Source organism: Streptomyces sp. NPDC007971 (assembly GCF_042958635.1).
Taxonomy (GTDB): Bacteria; Actinomycetota; Actinomycetes; order Streptomycetales; family Streptomycetaceae; genus Streptomyces.
On record NZ_JBIBJK010000002.1, the window covers coordinates 159,158 to 180,368 of the forward strand.

Annotated in this window: 21 protein-coding genes and 1 pseudogene; 10 read left to right on the forward strand and 12 right to left on the reverse strand. The window is 72.1% G+C overall.

Annotated features, from left to right (window positions below):
- Window positions 1–11: 11 nt before the first annotated feature.
- Together ACFZCP_RS04490 and groL are read left to right on the forward strand one after the other, a co-directional pair.
- Window positions 12–215, forward strand: coding sequence for a cold-shock protein (locus ACFZCP_RS04490; RefSeq protein WP_004929928.1), 204 nt, complete (start codon window positions 12–14; stop codon window positions 213–215).
- Between the two features lie 350 nt (window positions 216–565).
- On the forward strand, window positions 566–2,188 hold the full coding sequence (gene groL, locus ACFZCP_RS04495) for a chaperonin GroEL (protein ID WP_362681489.1): 1,623 nt from the start codon (window positions 566–568) through the stop codon (window positions 2,186–2,188).
- 92 nt (window positions 2,189–2,280) lie between these two features.
- Here groL and ACFZCP_RS04500 read toward each other — a convergent pair whose 3' ends face one another.
- The 4 genes from ACFZCP_RS04500 to ACFZCP_RS04515 form a co-directional block, all read right to left on the reverse strand.
- Entirely contained in the window at window positions 2,281–2,952 is a 672-nt protein-coding gene (locus tag ACFZCP_RS04500) for a Uma2 family endonuclease (RefSeq protein ID WP_391423970.1), read from the reverse strand.
- 59 nt (window positions 2,953–3,011) lie between these two features.
- Complete coding sequence (locus ACFZCP_RS04505; RefSeq protein WP_391423971.1) at window positions 3,012–3,896, reverse strand: hypothetical protein; 885 nt, start codon at window positions 3,894–3,896, stop codon at window positions 3,012–3,014.
- A 207-nt stretch (window positions 3,897–4,103) separates the two neighbouring features.
- Window positions 4,104–4,313: a DUF397 domain-containing protein gene (locus ACFZCP_RS04510; RefSeq protein ID WP_391423974.1), complete on the reverse strand. Its 210-nt coding sequence runs from the start codon at window positions 4,311–4,313 to the stop codon at window positions 4,104–4,106.
- A complete protein-coding gene (locus tag ACFZCP_RS04515; RefSeq protein ID WP_362681474.1) occupies window positions 4,297–5,136 on the reverse strand; it encodes a helix-turn-helix transcriptional regulator in 840 nt (279 codons plus the stop codon). The genes ACFZCP_RS04510 and ACFZCP_RS04515 overlap by 17 nt, the downstream gene beginning before the upstream one ends.
- A 116-nt stretch (window positions 5,137–5,252) precedes the next feature.
- Between ACFZCP_RS04515 and ACFZCP_RS04520 the strand changes: the two genes are divergently transcribed.
- From ACFZCP_RS04520 to ACFZCP_RS04530, 3 genes are all read left to right on the forward strand, one after another.
- The gene (locus ACFZCP_RS04520) at window positions 5,253–5,483 is read left to right on the forward strand and encodes a hypothetical protein (protein WP_391423976.1); all 231 of its coding nucleotides are present in this window, start codon (window positions 5,253–5,255) and stop codon (window positions 5,481–5,483) included.
- Window positions 5,484–5,856: 373 nt separating this feature from the next.
- Window positions 5,857–6,984 (forward strand): NADH:flavin oxidoreductase, encoded by a 1,128-nt coding sequence (locus tag ACFZCP_RS04525; protein ID WP_391423978.1) that lies wholly within the window; start codon window positions 5,857–5,859, stop codon window positions 6,982–6,984.
- A gap of 75 nt (window positions 6,985–7,059) precedes the next feature.
- Window positions 7,060–8,607: a carboxylesterase family protein gene (locus ACFZCP_RS04530; RefSeq protein WP_391424694.1), complete on the forward strand. Its 1,548-nt coding sequence runs from the start codon at window positions 7,060–7,062 to the stop codon at window positions 8,605–8,607.
- A 10-nt stretch (window positions 8,608–8,617) separates the two neighbouring features.
- On the opposite strand, the gene ACFZCP_RS04535 is transcribed toward ACFZCP_RS04530, so the two are convergent.
- Window positions 8,618–9,187: a hypothetical protein gene (locus tag ACFZCP_RS04535; protein ID WP_391423980.1), complete on the reverse strand. Its 570-nt coding sequence runs from the start codon at window positions 9,185–9,187 to the stop codon at window positions 8,618–8,620.
- A gap of 147 nt (window positions 9,188–9,334) precedes the next feature.
- Between ACFZCP_RS04535 and ACFZCP_RS04540 the strand changes: the two genes are divergently transcribed.
- Window positions 9,335–10,003, forward strand: coding sequence for a methyltransferase domain-containing protein (locus ACFZCP_RS04540; protein WP_391423981.1), 669 nt, complete (start codon window positions 9,335–9,337; stop codon window positions 10,001–10,003).
- A gap of 62 nt (window positions 10,004–10,065) precedes the next feature.
- Here ACFZCP_RS04540 and ACFZCP_RS04545 read toward each other — a convergent pair whose 3' ends face one another.
- The 3 genes from ACFZCP_RS04545 to ACFZCP_RS04555 form a co-directional block, all read right to left on the reverse strand.
- Window positions 10,066–11,646 (reverse strand): PTS transporter subunit EIIC, encoded by a 1,581-nt coding sequence (locus ACFZCP_RS04545; protein ID WP_391423983.1) that lies wholly within the window; start codon window positions 11,644–11,646, stop codon window positions 10,066–10,068.
- Between the two features lie 16 nt (window positions 11,647–11,662).
- Window positions 11,663–12,592: an N-acetylmuramic acid 6-phosphate etherase gene (gene murQ / locus ACFZCP_RS04550; protein ID WP_391423984.1), complete on the reverse strand. Its 930-nt coding sequence runs from the start codon at window positions 12,590–12,592 to the stop codon at window positions 11,663–11,665.
- A 111-nt stretch (window positions 12,593–12,703) separates the two neighbouring features.
- A complete protein-coding gene (locus ACFZCP_RS04555) occupies window positions 12,704–13,609 on the reverse strand; it encodes an SIS domain-containing protein (protein WP_391423985.1) in 906 nt (301 codons plus the stop codon).
- 55 nt (window positions 13,610–13,664) lie between these two features.
- Between ACFZCP_RS04555 and ACFZCP_RS04560 the strand changes: the two genes are divergently transcribed.
- Window positions 13,665–14,048, forward strand: a complete 384-nt coding sequence (locus tag ACFZCP_RS04560; RefSeq protein ID WP_391423986.1) for a hypothetical protein — start codon at window positions 13,665–13,667, stop codon at window positions 14,046–14,048.
- A gap of 7 nt (window positions 14,049–14,055) precedes the next feature.
- Entirely contained in the window at window positions 14,056–14,331 is a 276-nt protein-coding gene (locus tag ACFZCP_RS04565; protein WP_362681444.1) for a DUF4031 domain-containing protein, read from the forward strand.
- Window positions 14,332–14,368: 37 nt separating this feature from the next.
- On the opposite strand, the gene ACFZCP_RS04570 is transcribed toward ACFZCP_RS04565, so the two are convergent.
- Window positions 14,369–15,469 (reverse strand): GNAT family N-acetyltransferase, encoded by a 1,101-nt coding sequence (locus tag ACFZCP_RS04570; RefSeq protein WP_391423987.1) that lies wholly within the window; start codon window positions 15,467–15,469, stop codon window positions 14,369–14,371.
- Between the two features lie 132 nt (window positions 15,470–15,601).
- On the reverse strand, window positions 15,602–16,246 hold the full coding sequence (locus ACFZCP_RS04575; RefSeq protein ID WP_391423988.1) for a hypothetical protein: 645 nt from the start codon (window positions 16,244–16,246) through the stop codon (window positions 15,602–15,604).
- A 313-nt stretch (window positions 16,247–16,559) separates the two neighbouring features.
- On the opposite strand from ACFZCP_RS04575, the pseudogene ACFZCP_RS04580 reads away from it, so the two are divergent.
- Window positions 16,560–17,259, forward strand: a pseudogene (locus tag ACFZCP_RS04580) (maleylpyruvate isomerase family mycothiol-dependent enzyme).
- Window positions 17,260–17,337: 78 nt separating this feature from the next.
- Complete coding sequence (locus tag ACFZCP_RS04585) at window positions 17,338–18,045, forward strand: copper homeostasis protein CutC (protein WP_391423990.1); 708 nt, start codon at window positions 17,338–17,340, stop codon at window positions 18,043–18,045.
- A gap of 19 nt (window positions 18,046–18,064) precedes the next feature.
- Here ACFZCP_RS04585 and ACFZCP_RS04590 read toward each other — a convergent pair whose 3' ends face one another.
- Both ACFZCP_RS04590 and ACFZCP_RS04595 read right to left on the reverse strand, forming a co-directional pair.
- Entirely contained in the window at window positions 18,065–18,751 is a 687-nt protein-coding gene (locus ACFZCP_RS04590; protein ID WP_391423992.1) for a hypothetical protein, read from the reverse strand.
- Between the two features lie 289 nt (window positions 18,752–19,040).
- Window positions 19,041–21,116: a UvrD-helicase domain-containing protein gene (locus tag ACFZCP_RS04595; RefSeq protein WP_391423994.1), complete on the reverse strand. Its 2,076-nt coding sequence runs from the start codon at window positions 21,114–21,116 to the stop codon at window positions 19,041–19,043.
- Window positions 21,117–21,211: the final 95 nt, after the last annotated feature.

The window sequence follows — 21,211 nt, forward strand, 5'->3', positions numbered from 1 at the left end:
GGGAGTTAGGCATGGCTCAGGGCACCGTCAAGTGGTTCAACGCGGAGAAGGGGTACGGCTTCATCGCGGTCGACGGTGGTGCGGACGTCTTCGTCCACTACAGCGCCATTCAGATGGACGGCTACCGCACCCTGGAAGAGGGCCAGCGGGTGGAGTTCGAGATCTCGCAGGGCCAGAAAGGCCCGCAGGCCGACATGGTTCGCCTCAGCGCCTGAACGTTTTTGTGAGGAAGGGCCCGCACCGGCACAGGGTGCGGGCCCTTCTCTGCGTCCGGATCCGCCCGCACGTCCGTGTTCGCGGGCGGCTGACGTCCCTCGTGAACCGCCCACACCCCTGTTCGCGGGCGGCTGACGCCCCCTTCGCACCCTTCCAGGCGCTTGCACTCGACCATGCCGAGTGCTAATCATTGCGTTAGCACTCTGAAGGTGAGAGTGACAACGAAGGACCGGGTCGGTGAGGCCCGCAGGCCGGGTGGGGCAAGGAACCACAAGGCATGCGAGCCGTCCGTCGCGGGCGCGGGCGCGGTCCGAAGGAATCACCCCCAGTCCTGGAGGGACCACTTCACATGGCCAAGATCATCGCGTTCGACGAGGAGGCGCGGCGCGGCCTCGAGCGCGGCATGAACCAGCTCGCGGACGCCGTGAAGGTGACGCTCGGCCCCAAGGGCCGCAACGTCGTCCTCGAGAAGAAGTGGGGCGCCCCCACGATCACCAACGATGGTGTCTCCATCGCCAAGGAGATCGAGCTCGAGGACCCGTACGAGAAGATCGGCGCCGAGCTGGTCAAGGAAGTCGCCAAGAAGACGGACGACGTCGCCGGTGACGGTACGACCACCGCGACCGTGCTCGCCCAGGCGCTGGTCCGCGAGGGCCTGCGCAACGTCGCCGCCGGTGCCAACCCGATGGCTCTGAAGCGCGGTATCGAGAAGGCCGTCGAGGCCGTCTCCGCCGCCCTGCTGGAGCAGGCGAAGGACGTCGAGACCAAGGAGCAGATCGCCTCCACCGCGTCCATCTCCGCCGCCGACACCCAGATCGGCGAGCTCATCGCCGAGGCCATGGACAAGGTCGGCAAGGAAGGCGTCATCACCGTCGAGGAGAGCAACACCTTCGGCCTGGAGCTTGAGCTCACCGAGGGCATGCGCTTCGACAAGGGCTACATCTCCGCCTACTTCGCGACCGACATGGAGCGCATGGAGGCGTCGCTGGAGGACCCCTACATCCTCATCGCGAACTCCAAGATCGGCTCCGTCAAGGACCTGCTCCCGCTCCTGGAGAAGGTCATGCAGTCGGGCAAGCCGCTGCTGATCATCGCCGAGGACGTCGAGGGCGAGGCCCTGTCGACCCTGGTCGTCAACAAGATCCGTGGCACCTTCAAGTCCGTCGCCGTCAAGGCCCCGGGCTTCGGTGACCGCCGCAAGGCCATGCTCGGCGACATCGCCATCCTCACGGGCGGCGAGGTCATCTCCGAGGAGGTCGGCCTCAAGCTGGAGAACGCGACCCTGGACCTCCTGGGCCGCGCCCGCAAGGTCGTCATCACCAAGGACGAGACCACCATCGTCGACGGCTCCGGCTCCTCGGACCAGGTCGCCGGCCGCGTCAACCAGATCCGCGCCGAGATCGAGAACAGCGACTCGGACTACGACCGCGAGAAGCTGCAGGAGCGCCTGGCGAAGCTCGCCGGCGGTGTCGCGGTCATCAAGGCCGGTGCCGCCACCGAGGTGGAGCTCAAGGAGCGCAAGCACCGCATCGAGGACGCCGTTCGCAACGCGAAGGCGGCCGTCGAGGAGGGCATCGTCGCCGGTGGTGGCGTGGCCCTGCTCCAGGCCTCCTCGGTCTTCGAGAAGCTGGACCTGGACGGCGACGAGGCGACCGGCGCCAACGCCGTGAAGCTCGCGCTGGAGGCCCCGCTGAAGCAGATCGCCGTCAACGGTGGTCTTGAGGGCGGCGTCGTCGTGGAGAAGGTGCGCAACCTGGCCGTCGGCCACGGTCTGAACGCCGCCACCGGCGAGTACGTCGACATGATCGCCGAGGGCATCATCGACCCGGCGAAGGTGACCCGCTCTGCCCTGCAGAACGCCGCCTCCATCGCCGCGCTGTTCCTCACCACCGAGGCCGTCATCGCCGACAAGCCGGAGAAGGCCGCCGCGGCCGCTCCGGGCGGCATGCCGGGCGGTGACATGGACTTCTGATCGACCTGACGGTTGATCGCCTGTCCTGCAGTACCGAGGGCGGTACTTCCAGCTTCTGGCTGGGGGTGCCGCCCTCGGGCGTTTCGTGAGGCTCAGTCGGCGTAGTCCTTGAGTTCCTGGGTGTCGAGGATGACGTCGACGGGGGAGGGGAGCACGACGGTGGCTCCCCAGGGGTAGGACGGGGACCGCTGATAGCGGCCGTTCTTCGGCTCGCTGTACACGACGACGGTGCTGTTGTCGCGGTCGATGAGGAGATAGACGGGGATGCCGACCGCCGCATAGCCGACGGGCTTGTCGACGCGGTCACGCTGGTGCGTGTCCCTGTCGTGGGAGGTGATCTCCACGGCCATGAGGATGCCGTCGGAGCCCGACCACTCGCCGTGTCCCGTGAAGTGGCCCTTGGGAGCGACGGCTGCATCCGTGCGGGCGCGGCCCTTGCGATACGCCTCGGTCCTCACACCGGACTCGCCGTAGACACGGAGGTCAGGGCGGTGCTGCATGCATTGCTCCTGCAGCCAGACGAGGATCTCCCGGTGGTTGCCGTCCAGCATCGCCTTGACCTCTAGTTTTCCGCTGATGTACTCAAGCCGGACGGTCTCCGGCGCCCGGCGCTCCAGCTCCTCGAAGTCCTCGACGCTGAGCGGATCCTTGGTGCGGACCCGCCCGTCGACGCATTCGAGCCGCACGCCCTCCGGGGCCACGCGGGCGAGTTCCTCGAAGTCCTCGATGGGCATCTGCGGGCGTTCGGCGGTGCTGGGGGTCATGGCGTCGCCTCCTCCCCTCCATCGTGCCCCGGGGTGGTGTCGTCGGACCGTAGGAGCGGTCATGCGGGTGTCCTTTCGCGTCGTCGTACGGACATCGCAGCCCGGATCTCGCCCGCTCGGGTGCGGACCGCAGGGGCGGGCAGGGGCGTACGAGGGTGTGCGGGGGCGCGTTCGCCCCGGCAGCCGGCGCACACGCCTCCTGGCAGTGCCTCCGGCCGCCCCGGCACCCCGCACTCCGCACACTCCAGGACCCGGCGGGGCGGGCGTGGGGCGGGTGGTTCCGGCGGGAGTTTGTCGGTCAGCCGGCGGCGGAGCAGGGCCGCCGGGCTGTGGACGGGCGTGGGCAGGCCCGCGGTCAGTGCGGTCAGGAGCGTCTCCTCGGTGGCCCCGCGCGCGAACCACTCCTCCACCAGCGGGGCGAGCGCGGCGCAGTCGGCGGCGGAGAGGGACAGCACCGGGGTCGTACGACCCAGCGCGGCGAGGAGGATGTGGGCGCGGGAGCGGGTGGGACGGGCGCGTTCGTCTGGCGGCTGCTCCGGCTCCGGTACGTCGCCGCGTGTGAACGCCGCCCACCAGCTGTTGTCCCGCGCGGTACGGGACCACCACGATCGGGTGATCCAGCGCGAGCCGCCCGAGTCGGTCGCCAGCAGTTCCCGTCCTCGCCTCAAGTGCCCTGCCTGGTGGAGGTTGTTGAGGGCGGTACGTAAGGCGCACTGGCCGTACGGGAGCGTCTTCGCCAGCATTTTCACCGAGATGTCGGCGCCGTCGGGAAGGCGGTCGACGTACGCGGCGATGGCGGCTTCGCGGGGAGGTAAGTGTGCGAAGTCGTGGTTGGTGCGGCGGAGTTGATCAGGCGCCGAGCGCTTGCCGTAGCCCGGATTGGCCATCGGGTGCGGGGTCGCGTGCGCGGGCAGGAGGGCAGCACTAAGCTTGGCTTCAGCCATGGGATCGACTTGCCTTCGATCTCGTTGGTCAAGCCCCCGCAGGTGTTGGTAGCACCTGACGGGGGCTGTTCGTTATTCGGGCACGCTAGAGGATCGTCACCGTGCGTGGCAAGCTGAACGCGTCAAGTCAACTCGCCGGGTGGGAGGGTGGGTTGAGGCCCTCCACCCGTTCCTTGAAAAGAGGTCTCGGGGCTCGACGCCCGAGGCTCAAGCGCCGAGGCTCCCGAGGTTTTCGACGAACGCCGACCAGGCCTCCGCCCGGAATACGAGCTTCGGGCCGTGGGGGTTCTTCGAGTCCCGGACGGGTACGACGGCGGTGGGGCCTGCGGCGACTTCCAGGCAGTTGTTGCCACCCTGGCTGTAGCTCGACTTGATCCATACGGTCGAGCCCAGGTCGTACTCAGAGATGTGCCTCATGGGTGTAATCCTGCGCCAACGCCTCGATCAGAGCCAGGGACTTCTCCTGCGAGAGCGCGGTGGCCACAAGCAGGTCGAACATGAACCTCAGTTGGGCGACGGTGGCCGGGTCGTCCTCCACTCGCCCGGTGCGTACTCCCTCGTAGTAGACCAGTGGTGGGGCGTCCGCGAACTCCATCAACTTCAGGGCGCCCTGCATCGCCGCGTGCGCACCCGCGCTGAACGGCAGCACCTGCATGATGATCCGACTTCGGCGGGCCAGGTCGGCGATGTGGCGCAGAGCCTCCGCCATCACCGCCCCGCCTCCGGCCTCCCTACGCAACGCTGCCTCGTCAAGCACTGCCCACAACACAGGCTTTGTTGGGTGGTCGAGTAGACGGATCCGCTCCATCCGGCCTTCCGTCCACTCCTCGATGGTCTCCTCCGGTGCCGTCGGGTCGTATGCGCGGTTCACGGCCCGGGCGTACGCAGGTGTCTGCAGCAACCCGGGAATCAGGAGCGGTGTGTATTCCCTGATCGCCGTTGCCTGAGTCTCCGCCTCCGCCACCGCCTCGAAGGGCTCCTCGTACTTCGACTTGGCCGCCGCCCCGCAGTTCCGCTGGAAGAAGCCCCCTGTCTTCAGGACCTCGTCCAGCATCCGCGCATACTCCAGCTGCATCCGCCGAGTCCCCGCCTCCAACTGCCCGATGAACGACCCGCTCACGAACAGCCGTCGGCCCAGTTCCTCCTGGCTCAGCCCGGACTTCTCACGCGCGTGCCGCAGCTCTGCGCCCAGCAGGGCCCTGGGTGATGACGACGGGTCGAGGTCCTTCGGTCCTGCCATGCGCAACTCCCGGTCACACAGGTGGGGTTGTTGGGACGCCGTATATGGCCAGGTTAGCCACGGTGCGACCACGCTGTGTGGTGAACGCGAACACTCACCGTGGAGGTAGAGGCCCGATGGGGACGACGGAGAGCCACCGGCCGGCCCGGACGACCGAGGAGGCCGTGGAGCAGTTGCACGCGGCCCTCGATGACGTCGGCATCATCCTGCCGTCGCTGCGCGTCGACCCCTGGACGGGCTCGCACGGTGAGCCGTACGCCCTGGTCGACCTGGGGCGCTGCAACCTGGGCGTCGCCTCGCGACTGGCCGCCGCACTGCGCGGAGCGGCGCGCGGCGGTGACGCGTGAGCGGGGGTGGGCCCGCGGTCGGGTCGTACGCCGTCGACGTACGGAGCGGGCGCCTCGGTGAGGTGATGGGGCGCGTGGGCGGTTACGTGCAGTTGCGGCCCGTGGGTGGCGGGCGGGAGTGGGACTGTCCGCCGGAGTCGGTGGGGCCCGCGTCGCCGGGTGAGGTGCTGCGGGAGCGGGTCGGGCGGCTGAACCGGCAGGCCCGGCTCCGGGAGGCGGTCGAGTCGCCGGCCCGGGATGTGCCCCGAATCACATGACGTCCTGTCCGGGCGCGGAATGTGCGACGCTGCGAGAGCGGTTTACTTAAGAAGCTTCACCAATGCGTATGCACATACCCGCCGGTTAACCGAGCCCTTCACGAGGAGCCCCCCACGTGACCGTCACCACGCCCGCCGCCTCCCGTGCGGCCCAGATCCTTTCCCGGCCGATCGCGCTCAACGGACTCACCGTCCCCAACCGGATCGTGATGGCCCCGATGACCCGCATGTTCTCGCCGGGCGGCATACCCGGCGAGGACGTGATCTCGTACTACGCCCGCCGCGCCGCCGCGGGCGTCGGCCTGGTCGTCACGGAGGGCACCTACGTCGGCCACGACTCGGCCGGCCAGAGCGACCGCGTACCCCGGTTCCACGGCGAGGAGCAGCTGGCGGGCTGGGCGAAGGTCGCCGAGGAGGTGCACAAGGCGGGCGGCACCATCGTCCCGCAGCTGTGGCACATCGGCATGGTCCGCAAGGACGGCGAGGCGCCCTTCCCGGACGCTCCCGCGATGGGCCCGTCCGGCCTGGTCACCGAGGGTGCCGAGGTCACCGGTAAGGCGATGACCCAGCAGGACCTGGACGACGTCGTCGCCGCGTTCGCCGAGGCCGCCGCCGACGCCGAGCGCATCGGCTTCGACGGTGTCGAGCTGCACGGCGCCCACGGCTACCTCCTCGACCAGTTCCTGTGGGAGGGCACCAACCGCCGCACGGATGCGTACGGCGGCGACCCGGTGGCCCGTACCAGGTTCGCGGCGGAGATCGTCGCGGCGGTCCGGAAGGCCGTGTCCCCCGAGTTCCCGGTCATCTTCCGGTACTCGCAGTGGAAGCAGCAGGACTACGCCGCCCGTCTCGCCGAGACCCCGGAGGAGCTGGAGGCGATCCTCACGCCGCTGGCCGCCGCCGGTGTCGACGTCTTCCACGCCTCCACCCGCCGCTACTGGGAGCCCGAGTTCGACGGCTCCGACCTGAACCTCGCGGGCTGGACGAAGAAGATCACCGGCAAGCAGGTCATCAGCGTCGGCTCGGTCGGCCTCGACGGCGACTTCATCAACGCCTTCCAGGGCGAGGGCTCCCCGGTCAAGGGCATCGACAACCTCCTGGACCGCCTGGAGGCGGACGAGTTCGACATGGTCGCCGTCGGCCGCGCGCTGCTCCAGGACCCCGAGTGGGCGGCCAAGGTGCTCGCCGACCGCTTCGAGGAGCTGAAGCCGTACGACGCCGCCGCGATCAAGACGCTGAGCTGACGCGGCGCGCCGGTCCGGGCACTCGTGATCGCCGTCGTGCGTTCTCCTGACGACCAGTGAGGAGTGAGCGTGACGATGAGTGAGTCCCGGGTGCCGGGGACCGAGACCGCCGGACCCGTGGTGCGCACCGCCTCCGGGGCGGTGCGCGGCCGCCACGAGGACGGTCTGGCGGTCTTCCGGGGCATCCCCTTCGCCGAACCGCCCGTGGGCGACGCCCGTTTCCAGGCCCCGCGCCCCGCCCGGCCCTGGGACGGCACCCGGGAGGCTTACGCGTTCGGTCCGCCGCCCCCGCAGGAGCCCGGCATCATGGGCCGCAAGGACGTCCCGGTAGCGGGCCCGACGGGCGACGACTGGCTCACGGTGAACGTCTGGACCCCCGACCCCGACCCGTCGTCCGCCCGCCCGGTGATGGTGTGGATCTACGGCGGTGCCTTCAAGATGGGCCACGCCGGCCAGCCGGGCTACGACGCACAGCACATCGCCAGGGACGGCGACGTCGTGGTCGTCACCTTCAACTACCGCGTGGGCATGGAGGGTTTCGCCCTGCTCGACGGCGCCCCGGCGAACCGGGGACTGCTGGACCAGCTGGCGGCCCTGGAGTGGGTGCGGGAGAACATCACGGCGTTCGGCGGCGACCCCGGGCAGATCACCGTCTTCGGCGAGTCGGCCGGAGCGGGCTCGGTGGCCTCGCTGATGGCGATGGAGCGGGCCCGCGGCCTGTTCCGGCGGGCGGTGGCACAGAGCGTGCCGGGCACGTTCTTCTCCGAGGCGCTGGCACGCGACATGGCGGCGGCCCTCGCGGCCGAGGCGGGGCGCCGTCCGACCGCGGCCGACCTGGCGACCGTGGACCCCCGCCGGCTCACCGCCGCGGGCCAGTCGCTGAGCGCCAGGATGCTCGGATACACGGACCGATGGGGGCAGGCGGCGCCCACGGTGACACCGTTCGCCCCGGTCGTCGACGGCGACGTCCTGCCCACGACCCCCTGGCAGGCCCTCGCGGCGGGCGCGGCCCGGGACGTGGACCTCCTGGTCGGACACAACCGCGACGAGTTCCGCCTGTTCCTGGCGATGGGCGGCCTGCTCGACGAGATCACGGAGGACCAGCTGACCGCCGCCCTGCGGCTGCTGGCCCCCGGCGGCGGCGCGGGCGAGCGGGCCTACCGCGCGGCCTTCCCCGAGGACACCCCCAGCGACCTGTACGAACGCGTGCAGACCGACTGGCTGTTCGCGATGCCGTCGCTGCACCTCGCCGAGGCCCAGCGGGCGGGCGGCGGCAGGGCGCACGTCTACGAACTGGCCTGGTCGGCCCCCGGCAGCCGGTACCTGGGAGCCTGCCACGGCCTGGACATCCCCCTGCTCTTCGGCACCTTCCGCGCCGACCTGGGGATGCTGCTCTTCCCGGGCGCGGACGTCCCGGACGCGGCGCAGGAGCTGTCGTCCCGCTTCCGCCGCTCGTGGACGGCGTTCGCCAGGACCGGCGACCCGGGCTGGCCGGCCTACGACCCGGAGGAACGCCTGGTCCAGGTCCTGGACGAGAAGCCGACGGTCACGGCGTACCCGAGAGAGACCAGCAGACGCATCTGGGAAGGGCACGCATTCCTGCCCCTGCCGCTGCTGGGCTGAACGGCCTGCCCTAGAGGTTGCCCATGGGCTCGATGTCCACCTGGACCGGCGTCCCCCAGATCCGCAGCACCTCGTAGTCGGTGAACTCGTGCACGAGCCGGTACGCCATGGCGGCCCGCGACCCGCGCCGCTGAGCGGCCAGATACGCCTCGGCCTCCCGCCGGTCCCGCCGGGGCGTGCCGCACAGCTGCCACTCGCGCCCGTTCCACGCCTCCGGCAGCCAGCGCTGCTGCGGCTGCGGACGGTCGGCACGCACGCCGTACCGGGACGGGGCGGTGGCGACCGGCTCCACGGCCTGCGGCCTGCCCTGGAACTCCGAGCGGCGGGCGGCCCGGCGCCGGGTCTCGCAGAGCAGGCATCCGTCGGGGGCGCTCTCGTCGACGGGCCCCTGCGGATGCTCGGGGCACCGGGTGGTGGGCGCGCCGGCCCCGACGCTCTCGTCCAGCAGGTCGAGGGCCCGCCGCAGATCGGCCTTGATCTCGTGCAGCCGGGCGTCCGGGGCGTCGGCCGTGAGGGCTTCTCCGTGCTCCCCGAGGAGCCGGAGCGCTCGGCCGAGAGCGGTGAGCTGGGCGTGGTTCATGTCAGCCTGCGCAGTCCTTGAGTGTCTCGCGGTCCTTGTGCGTCTCGCGGTCGTCGAGATCCTCGCGGTCCCTGAGTCCTCCGAGTCCCCTGTGGCCACCGATGGTACTGAGTCACGGAGCCGCGGCGCCTGTGCTGGACTGGGGCGGTGAAGACGATCTCCGTGGCCCGCCTCCTCGACGCCCTGAACCGCTTCAACGCCGCGCACCCGTGGTCGCACAACGCCCACTACCACCCCTGGCTGCTACGACAGCTGCCCCGCCGTTTCCCCGCGGCGCTGGACGTGGGCTGCGGCAGCGGCGATCTGGCGCGGCTGCTGGCCGGCCGGGCCGAGCGGGTCCGGGCCGTCGACGCGGACCGGGAGATCCTGGACCGCGCGCGGGAGTCGACCGCCCCCTCGGCCCCCGTCACCTACACCCTGGCCGAGGCCCCGTACGGCCTGCCCGCCGGCCCCTACGACGTCATCACCTGTGTCGCCGTCCTCCACCACCTGCCCTTCGCCGACACCCTGACCCGGCTCCGGGCGGAGCTGGCCCCGGGCGGGACCCTGGTCGTCGTCGGCTGCGCCCGGGCCGAGAGCCCCGGGGACCATGCGCTCGGTCTGCTCGCCCTGCCCCTCAACGCGGCCATGGGGTGGCTGAGGAACCGCGGCCGCACCCGGCCCGCGCCCCTCTCCATGACCGCTCCCACCCGCGACCCCGAGATGACCTTCGCGGAGGTGTCGCAGCAGGCCGGCCGGCTGCTCCCCGGGGCCCGTCTGCGCCGCCGGCTGTTCTGGCGCTACACCCTCGTGTGGCGCGCTCCCACGGTCGGCTGAGCCGACACTCTGCTGCGGCCGGCCGAGTCGGCGGGGCATGCGGGCTCGGCCGACTGGGCGGGTCACGTGAGTTCGGTCGACCGGGTGGGGCGCGTGGGCTCGGCCGGCCGGCCGGGTTGCGGGGGCTCGGCCGAGCGGGGGCGGCGGGTGAAGCCGAAGACGTACGTGGCCGCGAAGCCCACCGCATAGCCGGTGAGCAGCCCGCCCCCGTAGACGGCCGCCGCCACCCACGGACCGCGGTTCCCCGCCAGCAGCGGGAACAGCGCCCAGCCCGACGGGCCGATCGCCGTCGCCCCGACCTTGTCCCCGAGCATCGCGAAGAAGCCGACGAAGGCCCCGCCGGCCGCGCCGCCCGCGCAGGCCGTCACGAACGGCCGGCCCAGCGGCAGCGACACCCCGTAGATGAGGGGCTCGCCCACGCCCAGCAGGCCCGCCGGGAGCGCCGACCTGATCGTCGTGCGCAGCGACGTGTCGTGGCGCAGGCGGACGTACACCGCGAGGGCCGCGCCGACCTGCCCCGCGCCCGCCATGGCCAGCAGCGGGAGCAGCACCGTGTAGCCCTGCTGCTCGATGAGGGTGGTGTGGATCGGGATCAGCGCCTGGTGCAGGCCCAGCATCACCAGGGGCAGGAACAGGCCGCCCAGGACCAGCCCGGCGAAGGCACCGGTCGTCGTCAGGAGCCAGTCGGCCGCCGTGCCGATCGCCGACGCGACCGCGCCCGCCGCGTACATCAGGCCGTAGAGGGTGACCAGACCGGAGACGAGGACGGTCACCGTCGGGGTCAGCAGGACGTCCAGCGCGCCCGGCACCCGGCCCCGGCACCACTTCTCCACCCGCGTGGCCAGCAGGGCCGCGGCGAGCGCACCGAGCACCCCGCCCTGTCCCGGAGCCAGCTGGACACCGAACGCCGTCACCTTCGCCACGCCCGGATACACGACCACGGCCGCCACCGCCCCGCCGAGCACGGGAGTGCCGCCGAACTCCTTCGCCGTGTTGTATCCGACGAACACCGCGATCAGCGCCATGAAGGCGGAGGCGACGGCGGCCAGCGCGGGGGTCAGGCCGGGCAGCCACCCCGCGTTCAGCAGCAGCCCGTTGAGCCCGGCGAGGATGCCGCAGCCGATCAGGGCGGGGATGAGCGGCACGAAGACGGCAGCGACTCGGCGCAGGGCGGTCTTGAAGGGGGTGGCGTTGCGCCTTTGGAGCTGCTCCTTCAGCCGGTCGCCCGTGTCACCGGGCCGCTCCGCCGCATGGCCGGCCGCCGCGTCACCGGGCTGCTCCGCCGCCTGGTGGCCGGCGCCCACGGGCTGCTTGGCCTCCCGGTGGCCGGTACCCACGGGCTGCTCCGCCTCCCGGTGGCCGGCATCGACGGGCTGCTCCGCCACCCGTTCCCGGACCGCGGCCGTGACCTCCACGACCACCCCGGGACCCAGGACGACCTGCAAGGACGACTCCCCGTCCCGTACCAGTCCGAGTACCTCGGGCAGCGCCCGCAGCCCCTCCTCGTCCACCGCCGCCGGATCCGCGACGCCGAGCCGCAGCCGGGTCATGCAGTGGGTGACGGACAGGACGTTCGCAGGACCGCCGACCCGGGCGAGGACGGCGGCTGCGGTGGAGGCGGTGGAGGCGGGGTCGTTGCGCACGCCCCGAGCGTGCGGGTCAGCCGCCCGCGATCGCCAGCGCGGCACGCAGATGTCCGCCGGACTCCTCCAGAAGGCGGGCGGCCGTCGGGCCGTCGACACCGGCGAGAAGGGTCAGAACGGCGTTCTTCACCTCGCCGCCGGTCTCGGTGAGCGCCGCGTCGATCTCCTCGTCGGACGCTCCCGTGGCGAGGGACACGATGCGGCGGGAGCGGGCCCGGAGCTTGTCGTTGGAGGCGCGCACATCGACCATCAGGTTCCCGTACGTCTTGCCGAGCCGGATCATCGTGATCGTCGAGACCATGTTGAGCACCAGCTTCTGCGCCGTGCCCGCCTTCAGCCGGGTGGACCCGGTGAGCAGCTCGGGGCCGACGACGACCTCGATGCCGTGCTCGGCGGCGGCCGCGAGCGCGCTGTGCTCGTTGCAGGCCAGCCCGATGGTCAGCGCGCCCAGGGCGCGGGCGTGCTCCACGGCGCCGATGGCGTACGGGGTGCGGCCGGAGGCGGAGATGCCGACGACGGTGTCGTCGGGCGTGAGCTTGAGCGCGTCCAGGTCCCGCCCGGCCAGCTCCCCGGAGTCCTCGGCACCCTCGACCGAGGTGACCATCGCTTCGGGCCCGCCCGCGATCAGGCCGACGACCTGGGCCGGGTCGGTGTTGAAGGTGGGCGGGCACTCGGAGGCGTCCAGCACACCGAGCCGGCCGGCGGTACCCGCGCCGGCGTACACAAGGCGACCACCGCTGGCCATGCGCTCGGCTACGGCGTCGATGGCGGCGGCGATCTCCGGCAGCCGCGCGGCGACGGCGGCGGCCACACCCGCGTCCTCACCGTTCATGAGCCGCGCGATGTCCAGGGTGGGCAGCCGGTCGATCTCGGCGAGGTCGGGACGGAAGGCTTCGGTGGTCAAGGAGGCGAGTTCGGCCTGCAGCCGACGGGGGGTGGAAGTCATGGGTAACGGCTCTTTCCAGTGGGGGGTCCTGCAATTCCCTGAGGGGCGCGGGGAACTGCGCGACAAGCCACGACGGACCCGCAGATCCCCACAACATGTCAGTCCTACGGTCTACCGCGGAGCACTCCGGTGCCGATGCGCCAACGCCTCGTAGGAGGCGGCCAGCGCGGGCGCCGCATCCTCGTAGGTCCGCTGGGCGACACCCACGAACAGGCAGTCCACCACCAGCAGCTGGCTCGTCCGGGAGGACATCGCGGCGGGCCGCAGCTCACTCTCGCGCGAGGTCGACGTCGCCAGTACGTGATCGGCGTACTGCGTCACCGGCGAGTCGGGCCGCCCGGTGATCGCGACGGTGGTCGCCCCGTGCTCGAACGCCACCCGCAGCGGCTCTATGACGTCCCCCGTCGAACCGGAATGCGTGATCGCGATCGCCACGTCGCCCGACCGCAACTGCACCGCGTTGGTCACCGCGAGATGCGGGTCGCTGTGCGCGTGGGCTATGAGCCCTATGCGCAGCAGCTTCTGCGTGAGGTCCTGGGCGACCAGACCGGACGCACCGATGCCGTACACATCGGTGCGGCGGGCGCCGGCGAGCGCGGTGACGGCCGCATCCAGCTGGACGGTGTCGAGCCCGGCGGCCGTGTCGGCGAGGGTCTGCTGCTCCTCGTAGGCCAGTTTGGTGACGACGTCGGCTATGGGGTCGTCGACCGCGATGTCCGTGGTGATCGCGGGTGCGCGGCCGGACTGCTGCTGCGCGGCGAGACCCGCGAGGGCGAGGCGCAGATCGCGGTAGCCCGGATAGCCGAGCAGCCGCGCGGTGCGGACGACCGTCGCCTCGCTGGTGCCGGTCAGCTCGGCCAGGCCGGTGACGGTGAGCGCGGCGCAGCCGGCGGGGTCGTGCGCCACGGCCTCGGCGACACGCTGCATGGACCGGGTCAGGGACGGGGCGAGGGTGCGCACCTTGGCGGCGAGCGAGCCGCCAGGACTGCCGAAAATTTCCTTCACGTCCTGGGTCACTCATGAAAGATATTTTCGGTTCGATGCCGCGGTCAAGAGTGCGCACAATGGGACCATGAAGTCCCTGAGCCCGCTTGAACAGACGCTGCACGCTGCCCGCGCGCTGGTGCTCTCCGACCTGATCGCGGGCGGCGTCGCAGAGGCGGACGTGGTCTCCATGGTCGAGGACTCCGTCTCCCAGCGGCGCTGGTGGGTCGAGCAGTGGCCGCAGGGCGCCCACTACGTGGCCGGGCTGGTCGCACAGGACGTGCAGGACGCCCTGCTGGAGCGGTACGGCCGCTGGCCGCTGTGCCCGGTGTGCGGCTCGGGCGACCCGCACGCGCTGGACGTGGAGCCGGAACTGGGCCCCGATCCGCACTGGGTGTGCCACAAGGCGGGGGTGAAGGTCGCCGCGGTGGGCGGGCTGGGGCGGGCCGCGGGCGGGACGGCGTCCTCGTGAGGCGCCCGTGACGCTGTACATCGACCCGCCGACCTGGCCCGGCCACGGGCGCATGTGGTCGCACCTGGTGAGCGATGCGTCGTACGCCGAACTGCACCTGTTCGCCGAGGAGCTGGGCGTACCCCGCCGGGCCTTCGAACGCGACCACTACGACCTCCCGTCCCACCGGTACGCGGACGCGGTGGCCGCCGGGGCGGTGCAGGTCAGCAGCCGTGAGGTGGTGCGGCTGCTCCAGGCGTCGGGACTGCGCAGGCGCAAGGGGCGCCGGGCGCGGCGGGCGTAGCGGCGCGGCGGCGTACCGGACGTGCAGGGCGGGTGTGTCAGGCGCGGCGGATGTAGAGCAGGAGCCCGGCCTCCATGTCGTACTCGTCCTGCGCGATCCGCTCCTCGTCCACGGTCGCCCGGGTGAACCCCGCCCGGGACACCACGCGCTGCGAGGGGATGTTGGCGTGCTCGATCGTCGCGAACACCATGTCGACGTCCTCCCGGGCCAGCGCCCACTGCGCCAGGGCGCCCAGGGCCTCGGTGGCGTAGCCCCGGCCGCGGGCGCCCTCCACGAGGTCGTAGCCGATCTCCACGCGGCCCTCCTCGTCCGGGACACCGTGGAAGCCGATGCCCCCGATCGCCCGGCCGTCCTCGTGCCGGACCAGGGCGAAGATCCCGAACTCGGGCCGGTGCACGCCCGATTCATACGCCTTCACCATGGAGGACGAGGCCTCCCGCGTGCCCTCGTACGGCTCGCCGTCGAGCCACTCGAAGCCGCCGTCGCCGCCGAGGCGCAGATCGCGGGCGGCGGCCGGGCGGATGCCGGTCAGGGTGAGGCGTTCGGCGGGGATGACCAGGTTGTTGCGCCAGCGCCAGTCCGTCACCGGCGCCCGGCCGGGCAGCTCCCCGCGGCCGGTCGCCCACAGCAGCGTCGGCCAGGGCGCGGGGCCGGGCTGCACATGCGGAAAGAGCGAGGTCAGGACGGACTCGGCGAGCTCCTCGGACGGCTCGTAGGGCAGCCCCAGGCCCAGGGCGACGTCATACGTGTGCAGCAGCACCTCGGCGACACCCATCGCGGCGAAGCCCTCGCGGTCGGCGCTGCCGAAGGGGTACGGGTGGAAGGCGCGGGCCCCGCGCGGGGCGGCACGGACGGTGGCGGCGAGGAGGGCGCCGGTCGACCGGATCACGTCCAGCACACCGGCGTTGTCGGTGTCCTCCTGGATGCTGACGCCGAAGGGGAGACGGCCCTGGGCGCCGACGGCGAGCCGGCCGGCGTAGCCGATCATGTCGTCGGCGATGTGCTCGGCCGCCCTGCGGCAACTCCACTCCAGCCGACCGGCCCTGACGCCTTCCCAGTCCCGGTCCACCGCCGCCCGCAGCGCCGCCACGCACCCCGCAACGGCTTCGTCCACCTGGTCCCCGCTCAACGGTCGCATGCGCGCACAGTACGGCGTGGGCTCACCCGTGGCGACGGCATTTCCGGCTCGGCCGGATATCGCGCCCCTGAAGCGCGAGGCGGCCTGAGTCCACCCAAGCCGTGCATGGCGCTCGGGGCCGGGAGGTTCGCCTCAGGCCGACAGCATTTCCAGTTCCGTCGTCAGGTTGTAGCGCGCGGTTGCCTCCCAGTGCTCGCGGCCGTGCGGCGTGCGGAACAGGTGTGGCAGGCCGAGGAGTTGGCGCAGGATCGCCGCGCGGCCCTCGTGGAAGGCGTCGTTCGGGACGAAGTGGTATTCCTGGCGGACCTCGGCGGTGTAGGTCGCGTAAGCCGACGGGGGCGCTGCCAGGATCGCGAGGTCCGCGTCGCACAGGACCTGGCCGTCGCGGTCGTCGTCGGCGGGGTCGTGGGTGACGGTGAGGCGGACCAGGCGGGCGACCTCGGCCGTCCTCGCCGCCGACACGCCGGCCTCCGGCAGCGCGCGCTCCGCGAGGTGCGCGGACCGCTCCTCGTTCTCGGAGCGGTCGGGGAGGTAGACCGCGTCGTGGAACCAGGCGGCCAGGCGTACGACGTCCGGGTCGGCCGCGTGCTTCTCCAGGACGTCGATGTGGTCGAGGACCGCGGTGAGGTGGGTCAGCGTGTGGTAGTGACGTTGCGGCTCCTGCCAGCGGGTGAGGAGGTTGCCGGCGTAGGGGGCGGGGTCGGGGCCGCCGCCGGGGGCGCGGGCTCCCTCCAGGGCGCGGGCGAAGCGGAGGCGCAGGGCGTCGAGGTCGGCCATGCGCTCATTCTTCCGTTCTTCCGCGACGAGTGCTTCCGTTGTTTCGGGGGCGAGTGCGTCCGTTCTTCCCTGACGGGCGCTTCCGTTCCTTCGCGACGGGTGTGTCCGCTCTTCCGTAACGGGTGCTTCCGTTCCTTCGCGACGGGTGCCTCCGTTATTTCGCGCTTCCGTGACGGGTGCCTCCGTTATTTGGCGACGAGGTCCGTTCTTTCGCGACGAGGTCCGTTCTTTCGCGACGGGGCCTTTCGATCCTCCGCGGCGGGGGGCGATTCCTTCGTGACGTGTGCCCGGCGTCGCCCCTAGCGTGGTTTCCATGACTCACGCAGAGGAAGCACGTGACCCCGAACCTCCCGGCCGGCTGCTGTCCGTCGAGCGGGACGCCCTGATACCGCTGCTGCGTTCGCGCCCCGACGCGGACTTCGCGCTGCCGACCGCCGCCTGTCCGGGGTGGACCGTGCGGGACGTGCTGGCGCACTGTTCCACCGCGTTGACGCGGGTGGTGGAGAGCCGGTTCGAGAAGGGGGTGTTCTCGCCCGAGTCGAACGACCGGGACGTCGCCGAGCGGGCAGGCTGGACGAACGCGCAGGTCGTGGACGAGCTGGAGTGCGGGATGACCGAGGCCGGGCCCGTGATCGCCAAGGCGGGCGGGGTGCTGGACATGATCGCGCTGGGGTGGGGGTCCCCCCACGCCTTTGAGGCAGTGGGGGAGGGTGCACGCCGGTGACGTGCGGGACGTCTTCGGTGAGCCGGGGGCGTACGCGGGGGCCGGTCTGCCGGACGCTCTGACCCTGCTCGCCCGCGTCACCCGTGAGAGGGAGCACACGCCGTTGCACGCCGACCTCGACGACGTGGACGAGCCGCTGCGGCTGGGCGCCGCGCGGGCGGGAGGCCCGCCCGCCCGGTACATCGGCGACGCCGCCACCCTCGTACGGCTGTACTCGGGGCGTCCGCTGGACGGGGCGGCGTACGAGCTGGTGGGTGCGGCGGCGGGGGAGCTGAACATCTTCGGGTGAGGCGTGGCCCGGGCCGGCGCGGGGCAGGCGTAGTCTTGAATTAGACTAGACCTGTAGTCGGCCGATGAATGGGGTGCCATGAGCAAGCGTGCAGTCCTGGAGGTGATCGCCCTCGGCGTCGAGGACGCGGTCGCCGCCCAGGCCGGAGGCGCGGACCGGCTGGAGCTGGTCACCGACATGGCGGCCGACGGGCTCACCCCGTCCGCCGCCACCGTCGCCGGGATCCGGGCCGCCGTCGGCATCGATCTGCGCGTGATGCTGCGGCCGGCGGACGGGTTCGCGGCCGGAGACCCCGAGGACGTCGAGCGTCTGGTCCGGGTGGCGGGCGAGCTGCGGGAGGCCGGGGCCGATCAGTTCGTGCTGGGCTTCCTCGGCGCGGACGGCGAGCCCGACCTGGCGGCCATGGAGCGGATCGTCGGCGCGCTCGGCGGCTGCCGCTGGACCTTCCACCGGGCCATCGACCGGGCCGCCGACCGGGACGCCCTGCGCAAGCAGCTCGCCGACCTGCCCGGCCTGGACACCTACCTCACGGCCGGGGCGGCCGAGGGCGTGGACGAGGGCCTGCCCACCCTGCTCGCCGAGGCGGCCCGGCAGGGCGAGCCCGGCTACGAGCAGACGATCCTCGTCGGCGGCGGCCTCCGCCTGGACCACGTCCCCGCTCTGCGCCGCGCCGGCATCGACGCCTTCCACATCGGCGGGTCGGCGCGTCCGCACGGCTGGGACAGACCGGTCTCGGCGGAGGCGGTCGCACAGTGGCGTGCGGCGCTGGACGGCGAGTCCGCCTGAGGCCATCGCAGGCACGGCCCTACTTCAGCGGGTGCAGGCACAGCGTCTTGTCGCCGCTGCTGCTGTACTCCGGGTACGCGAGATAGTCCCCGGACGGACAGGAGCCGGTCCCCGGGTCGGTGACCCGGAGCTGGGCGAGAGCGGAGTCGCAGGACACCGGTGCGAGGTCCTGGTGGGGCCAGTCGTCGTTGTTGAGGGCGCACGAGCCGACCTTCAGGGTCGGGTGGCTGCTCGTGTCGTCACTTCCGCTCGGCCCGGCCACCAGACCGATGAGCATGAGGATCGGCACGGCCAGGACCAGCAGGGCGAGCCCGGTCAGCGGGACGAGGGCCAGGAGACCGGCCGGACGCCGGAACACCGGCCGGCCCGGGTCCAGCGGCGGCCGCCAGCCGGCCGTGACCGGCTCCGGGATCCGCTTGATGCCCGACAGGGCACCGAGGTTGACCAGCAGCGTGAACGGGGTGATGAGGACCGACAGCGGTCCCCACCAGCCCTGGATCATGGTGTCCGCCTGCATGTCCCGGAAGACGGCCAGCGCACAGGTGCGGCAGAACGTCCCCTGCCGGCGCAGGAACCGCATGATCACCAGCATGCCCTGGTGGCCGCGGACCGACACGGGCGCGGCGGGCGACGCCCCGCACAGCTGGCACCCCGCCGGCACCCCGCCCATCGGCATCGCGCCCGCCGGCATCGCGCCCATCGGCATCCCGCCGTCGTACGGCTGCTGCTGCGGCGGCGGCCAGGCGGAGCCGGGCGCATGCGGTCCGGGTGCCTGCGGGTACGGCCCAGGTGCCTGCGCGTACGGGGCGGGTGCCTGCGGGTACGGCCCAGGAGCCTGCGGGTACGGTCCGGGAGACTGTGGGTACGGTCCGGGGCCCTGCGAGTACGGGCCAGGTGCCTGCGGGTAGGACCCGGGACTCTGCTGGGGCGGGGGCTGCGGCGGGTAGGTCAACGCGGGCCTTTCCCAAGGGGACATGACAGAACGGCTCAGCACCCTACTCGGCGAGTTGCGAGGGCAGCGGCGCCGCATGCGTCACGATCAACCCCGACACTGCCCGGGTCAGCGCCACGTACAGGCGTCGCAGGCCCGTGCGTTCGTCGGGCTCGCCGTCCACCACCGCCCGGGGCTCGTCCAGGACCACGTAGTCGTACTCCAGACCCTTGGCGAGGGAGGCCGGGACGAGGGTGAGGCGGGTCTCGCGGGTCGTCTCCTCGCCCGGGGCCAGGCAGGTGATCCCGGCCGCCGTCAGGGCCTCGGCGAGCGCCGGGACGCGCGCGTCGGCGGCGATCAGGCCCGTCGAACCCTCGTTGCGCAGCAACTCCTCGCAGGCGGCGACCACTTCGGCCGTCTCCGTCGCCGTGCGGACCTCGAAGAAGCCCGGGTTCTCACGGACCGAGGCGACCGGGGTGAGGCCGGGCGCGATGTGCGGGAGGAGGCGGGAGGCGTAGGTGATGACGTCCGTGGGGACGCGGAAACCCGCCGTCAGCTCCTCGATGATCCCCTCGCGCTTGCCGAGATGGGCCAGCGCCTCGTCCCAACTCCGGGTCGCCCAGGGGGTCGTGCCCTGCGCCAGGTCGCCCAGGACGGTCGCGCTGCCGGTGGTGCAGCGGCGGCCGACGGCCCGGTACTGCATGGGGGAGAGATCCTGGGCCTCGTCCAGGACGACGTGCCCGAGCGAGTGGGTGCGCTCGGTCAGGTCGGTCGCCTCGTCGATCAGCACCGCGTCGGCCGACGACCACTTCGCGGACTTCACGCTGCGCACCGGCTTGGCCCACAGGATCGTCTTCTGCTCGTCCTCGTCCAGGATCCCCTCGGCGTGCGCGGCCAGGAAGTCGGCCTCCGTCAGCAGGCGCAGCACCAGCTTCGCCGGGTCGACGGCCGGCCAGAGGGCCTTCACGGCGGCCTTGACCGCACTGTTGCGGGCCACCGCGTCCTGCACCCGGTCGTCGGGCGCCTCCCCGGCCCGCTCCATCTGCACCAGCACCGTGTGCGCGATGCGCTGCGGCAGGGCCTCGCGGGCGGCGCCGTAGCGGATGTCCCGGTCCAGCAACTCGCGGACGATGTCCTCCAGTTCGTGGGCCGCAACGCGCCAGCGCCGCGAACCGCGCACCACGACGACCGCCTCGGTCGGCATGGTCACGTGCGCGTACAGGGCCCGGCGCAGCACCTCGGCCATCCGGGCGTCGCCCTTGACGACGGCGGCGGCCGCGTCGTCCGTCCCGCGCACCTCCACGTGGGCGACCAGGTCGTCCACGGTCGCCTGCTGCACGGTCAGCTCGCCGAGGGCCGGGAGGACCTGCTCGATGTAGTGGAGGAAGGACTTGTTCGGGCCGATGACGAGCGTGCCGGTGCGGGCGAGCCGCTCCCGGTGGGCGTAGAGGAGGTAGGCGACCCGGTGCAGGCCGACGGCGGTCTTTCCGGTGCCCGGGCCTCCCTGCACGCACACGGTCCCGCCCAGACCGCTGCGGACGATCTCGTCCTGCTCGGGCTGGATGGTGGCCACGATGTCCCGCATGGGGCCGACGCGGGGCCGCTCGATCTCCTGCTGGAGCAGCTTGCTGGTGGTGGCGGCCTCCGACGGACCGGCCGGGTCGGACAGGTGCTCGTCCTCGTACGCGGTCAGGTCGCCGCCGGTGTAGCCGAAGCGGCGGCGCAGCCCGATGTCCATCGGGTCCTTCTTGGACGCACGGTAGAACGGCTGCGAGACCGGGGCGCGCCAGTCGATCACCATCGGGTCGCCGTCGGCGTCGTGCACGTGCCGCCGCCCGATGTAGAACCTCTCGCCCTCGGCTCCCTCGGCCTGCTCGGCGCCCGGGGCGTGCTGGTAGTCGAGCCGCCCGAAGAAGAGGGGGGTGTCGCTGAGGTCGGCGAGCGCCTTGATGCGGTCGTCGATCTGGCGGGCGAGCACCTCGGCGTTGACCCAGTTCGCGGTGACGTCGCGGATGTCCAGCGCCTCGACGTCCTCGCGCATGGCGCGCAGGGCGGCCCGGGACGCACCGAGGTGGGAGCGCTCGCGGGCGAGGGGATTCGCGGGGGAGGCGTCGAGCGGTTCGTGGGCGCGCGTGGACAAGGGGGTGCCTCCGGTCGGCCTGCTGGTGCGGAGCGAGCGTGCTGTGACGAATGCCGTCCGGTTTCCGGCCGGACGGCGGCTCTCCATGAGGAGGC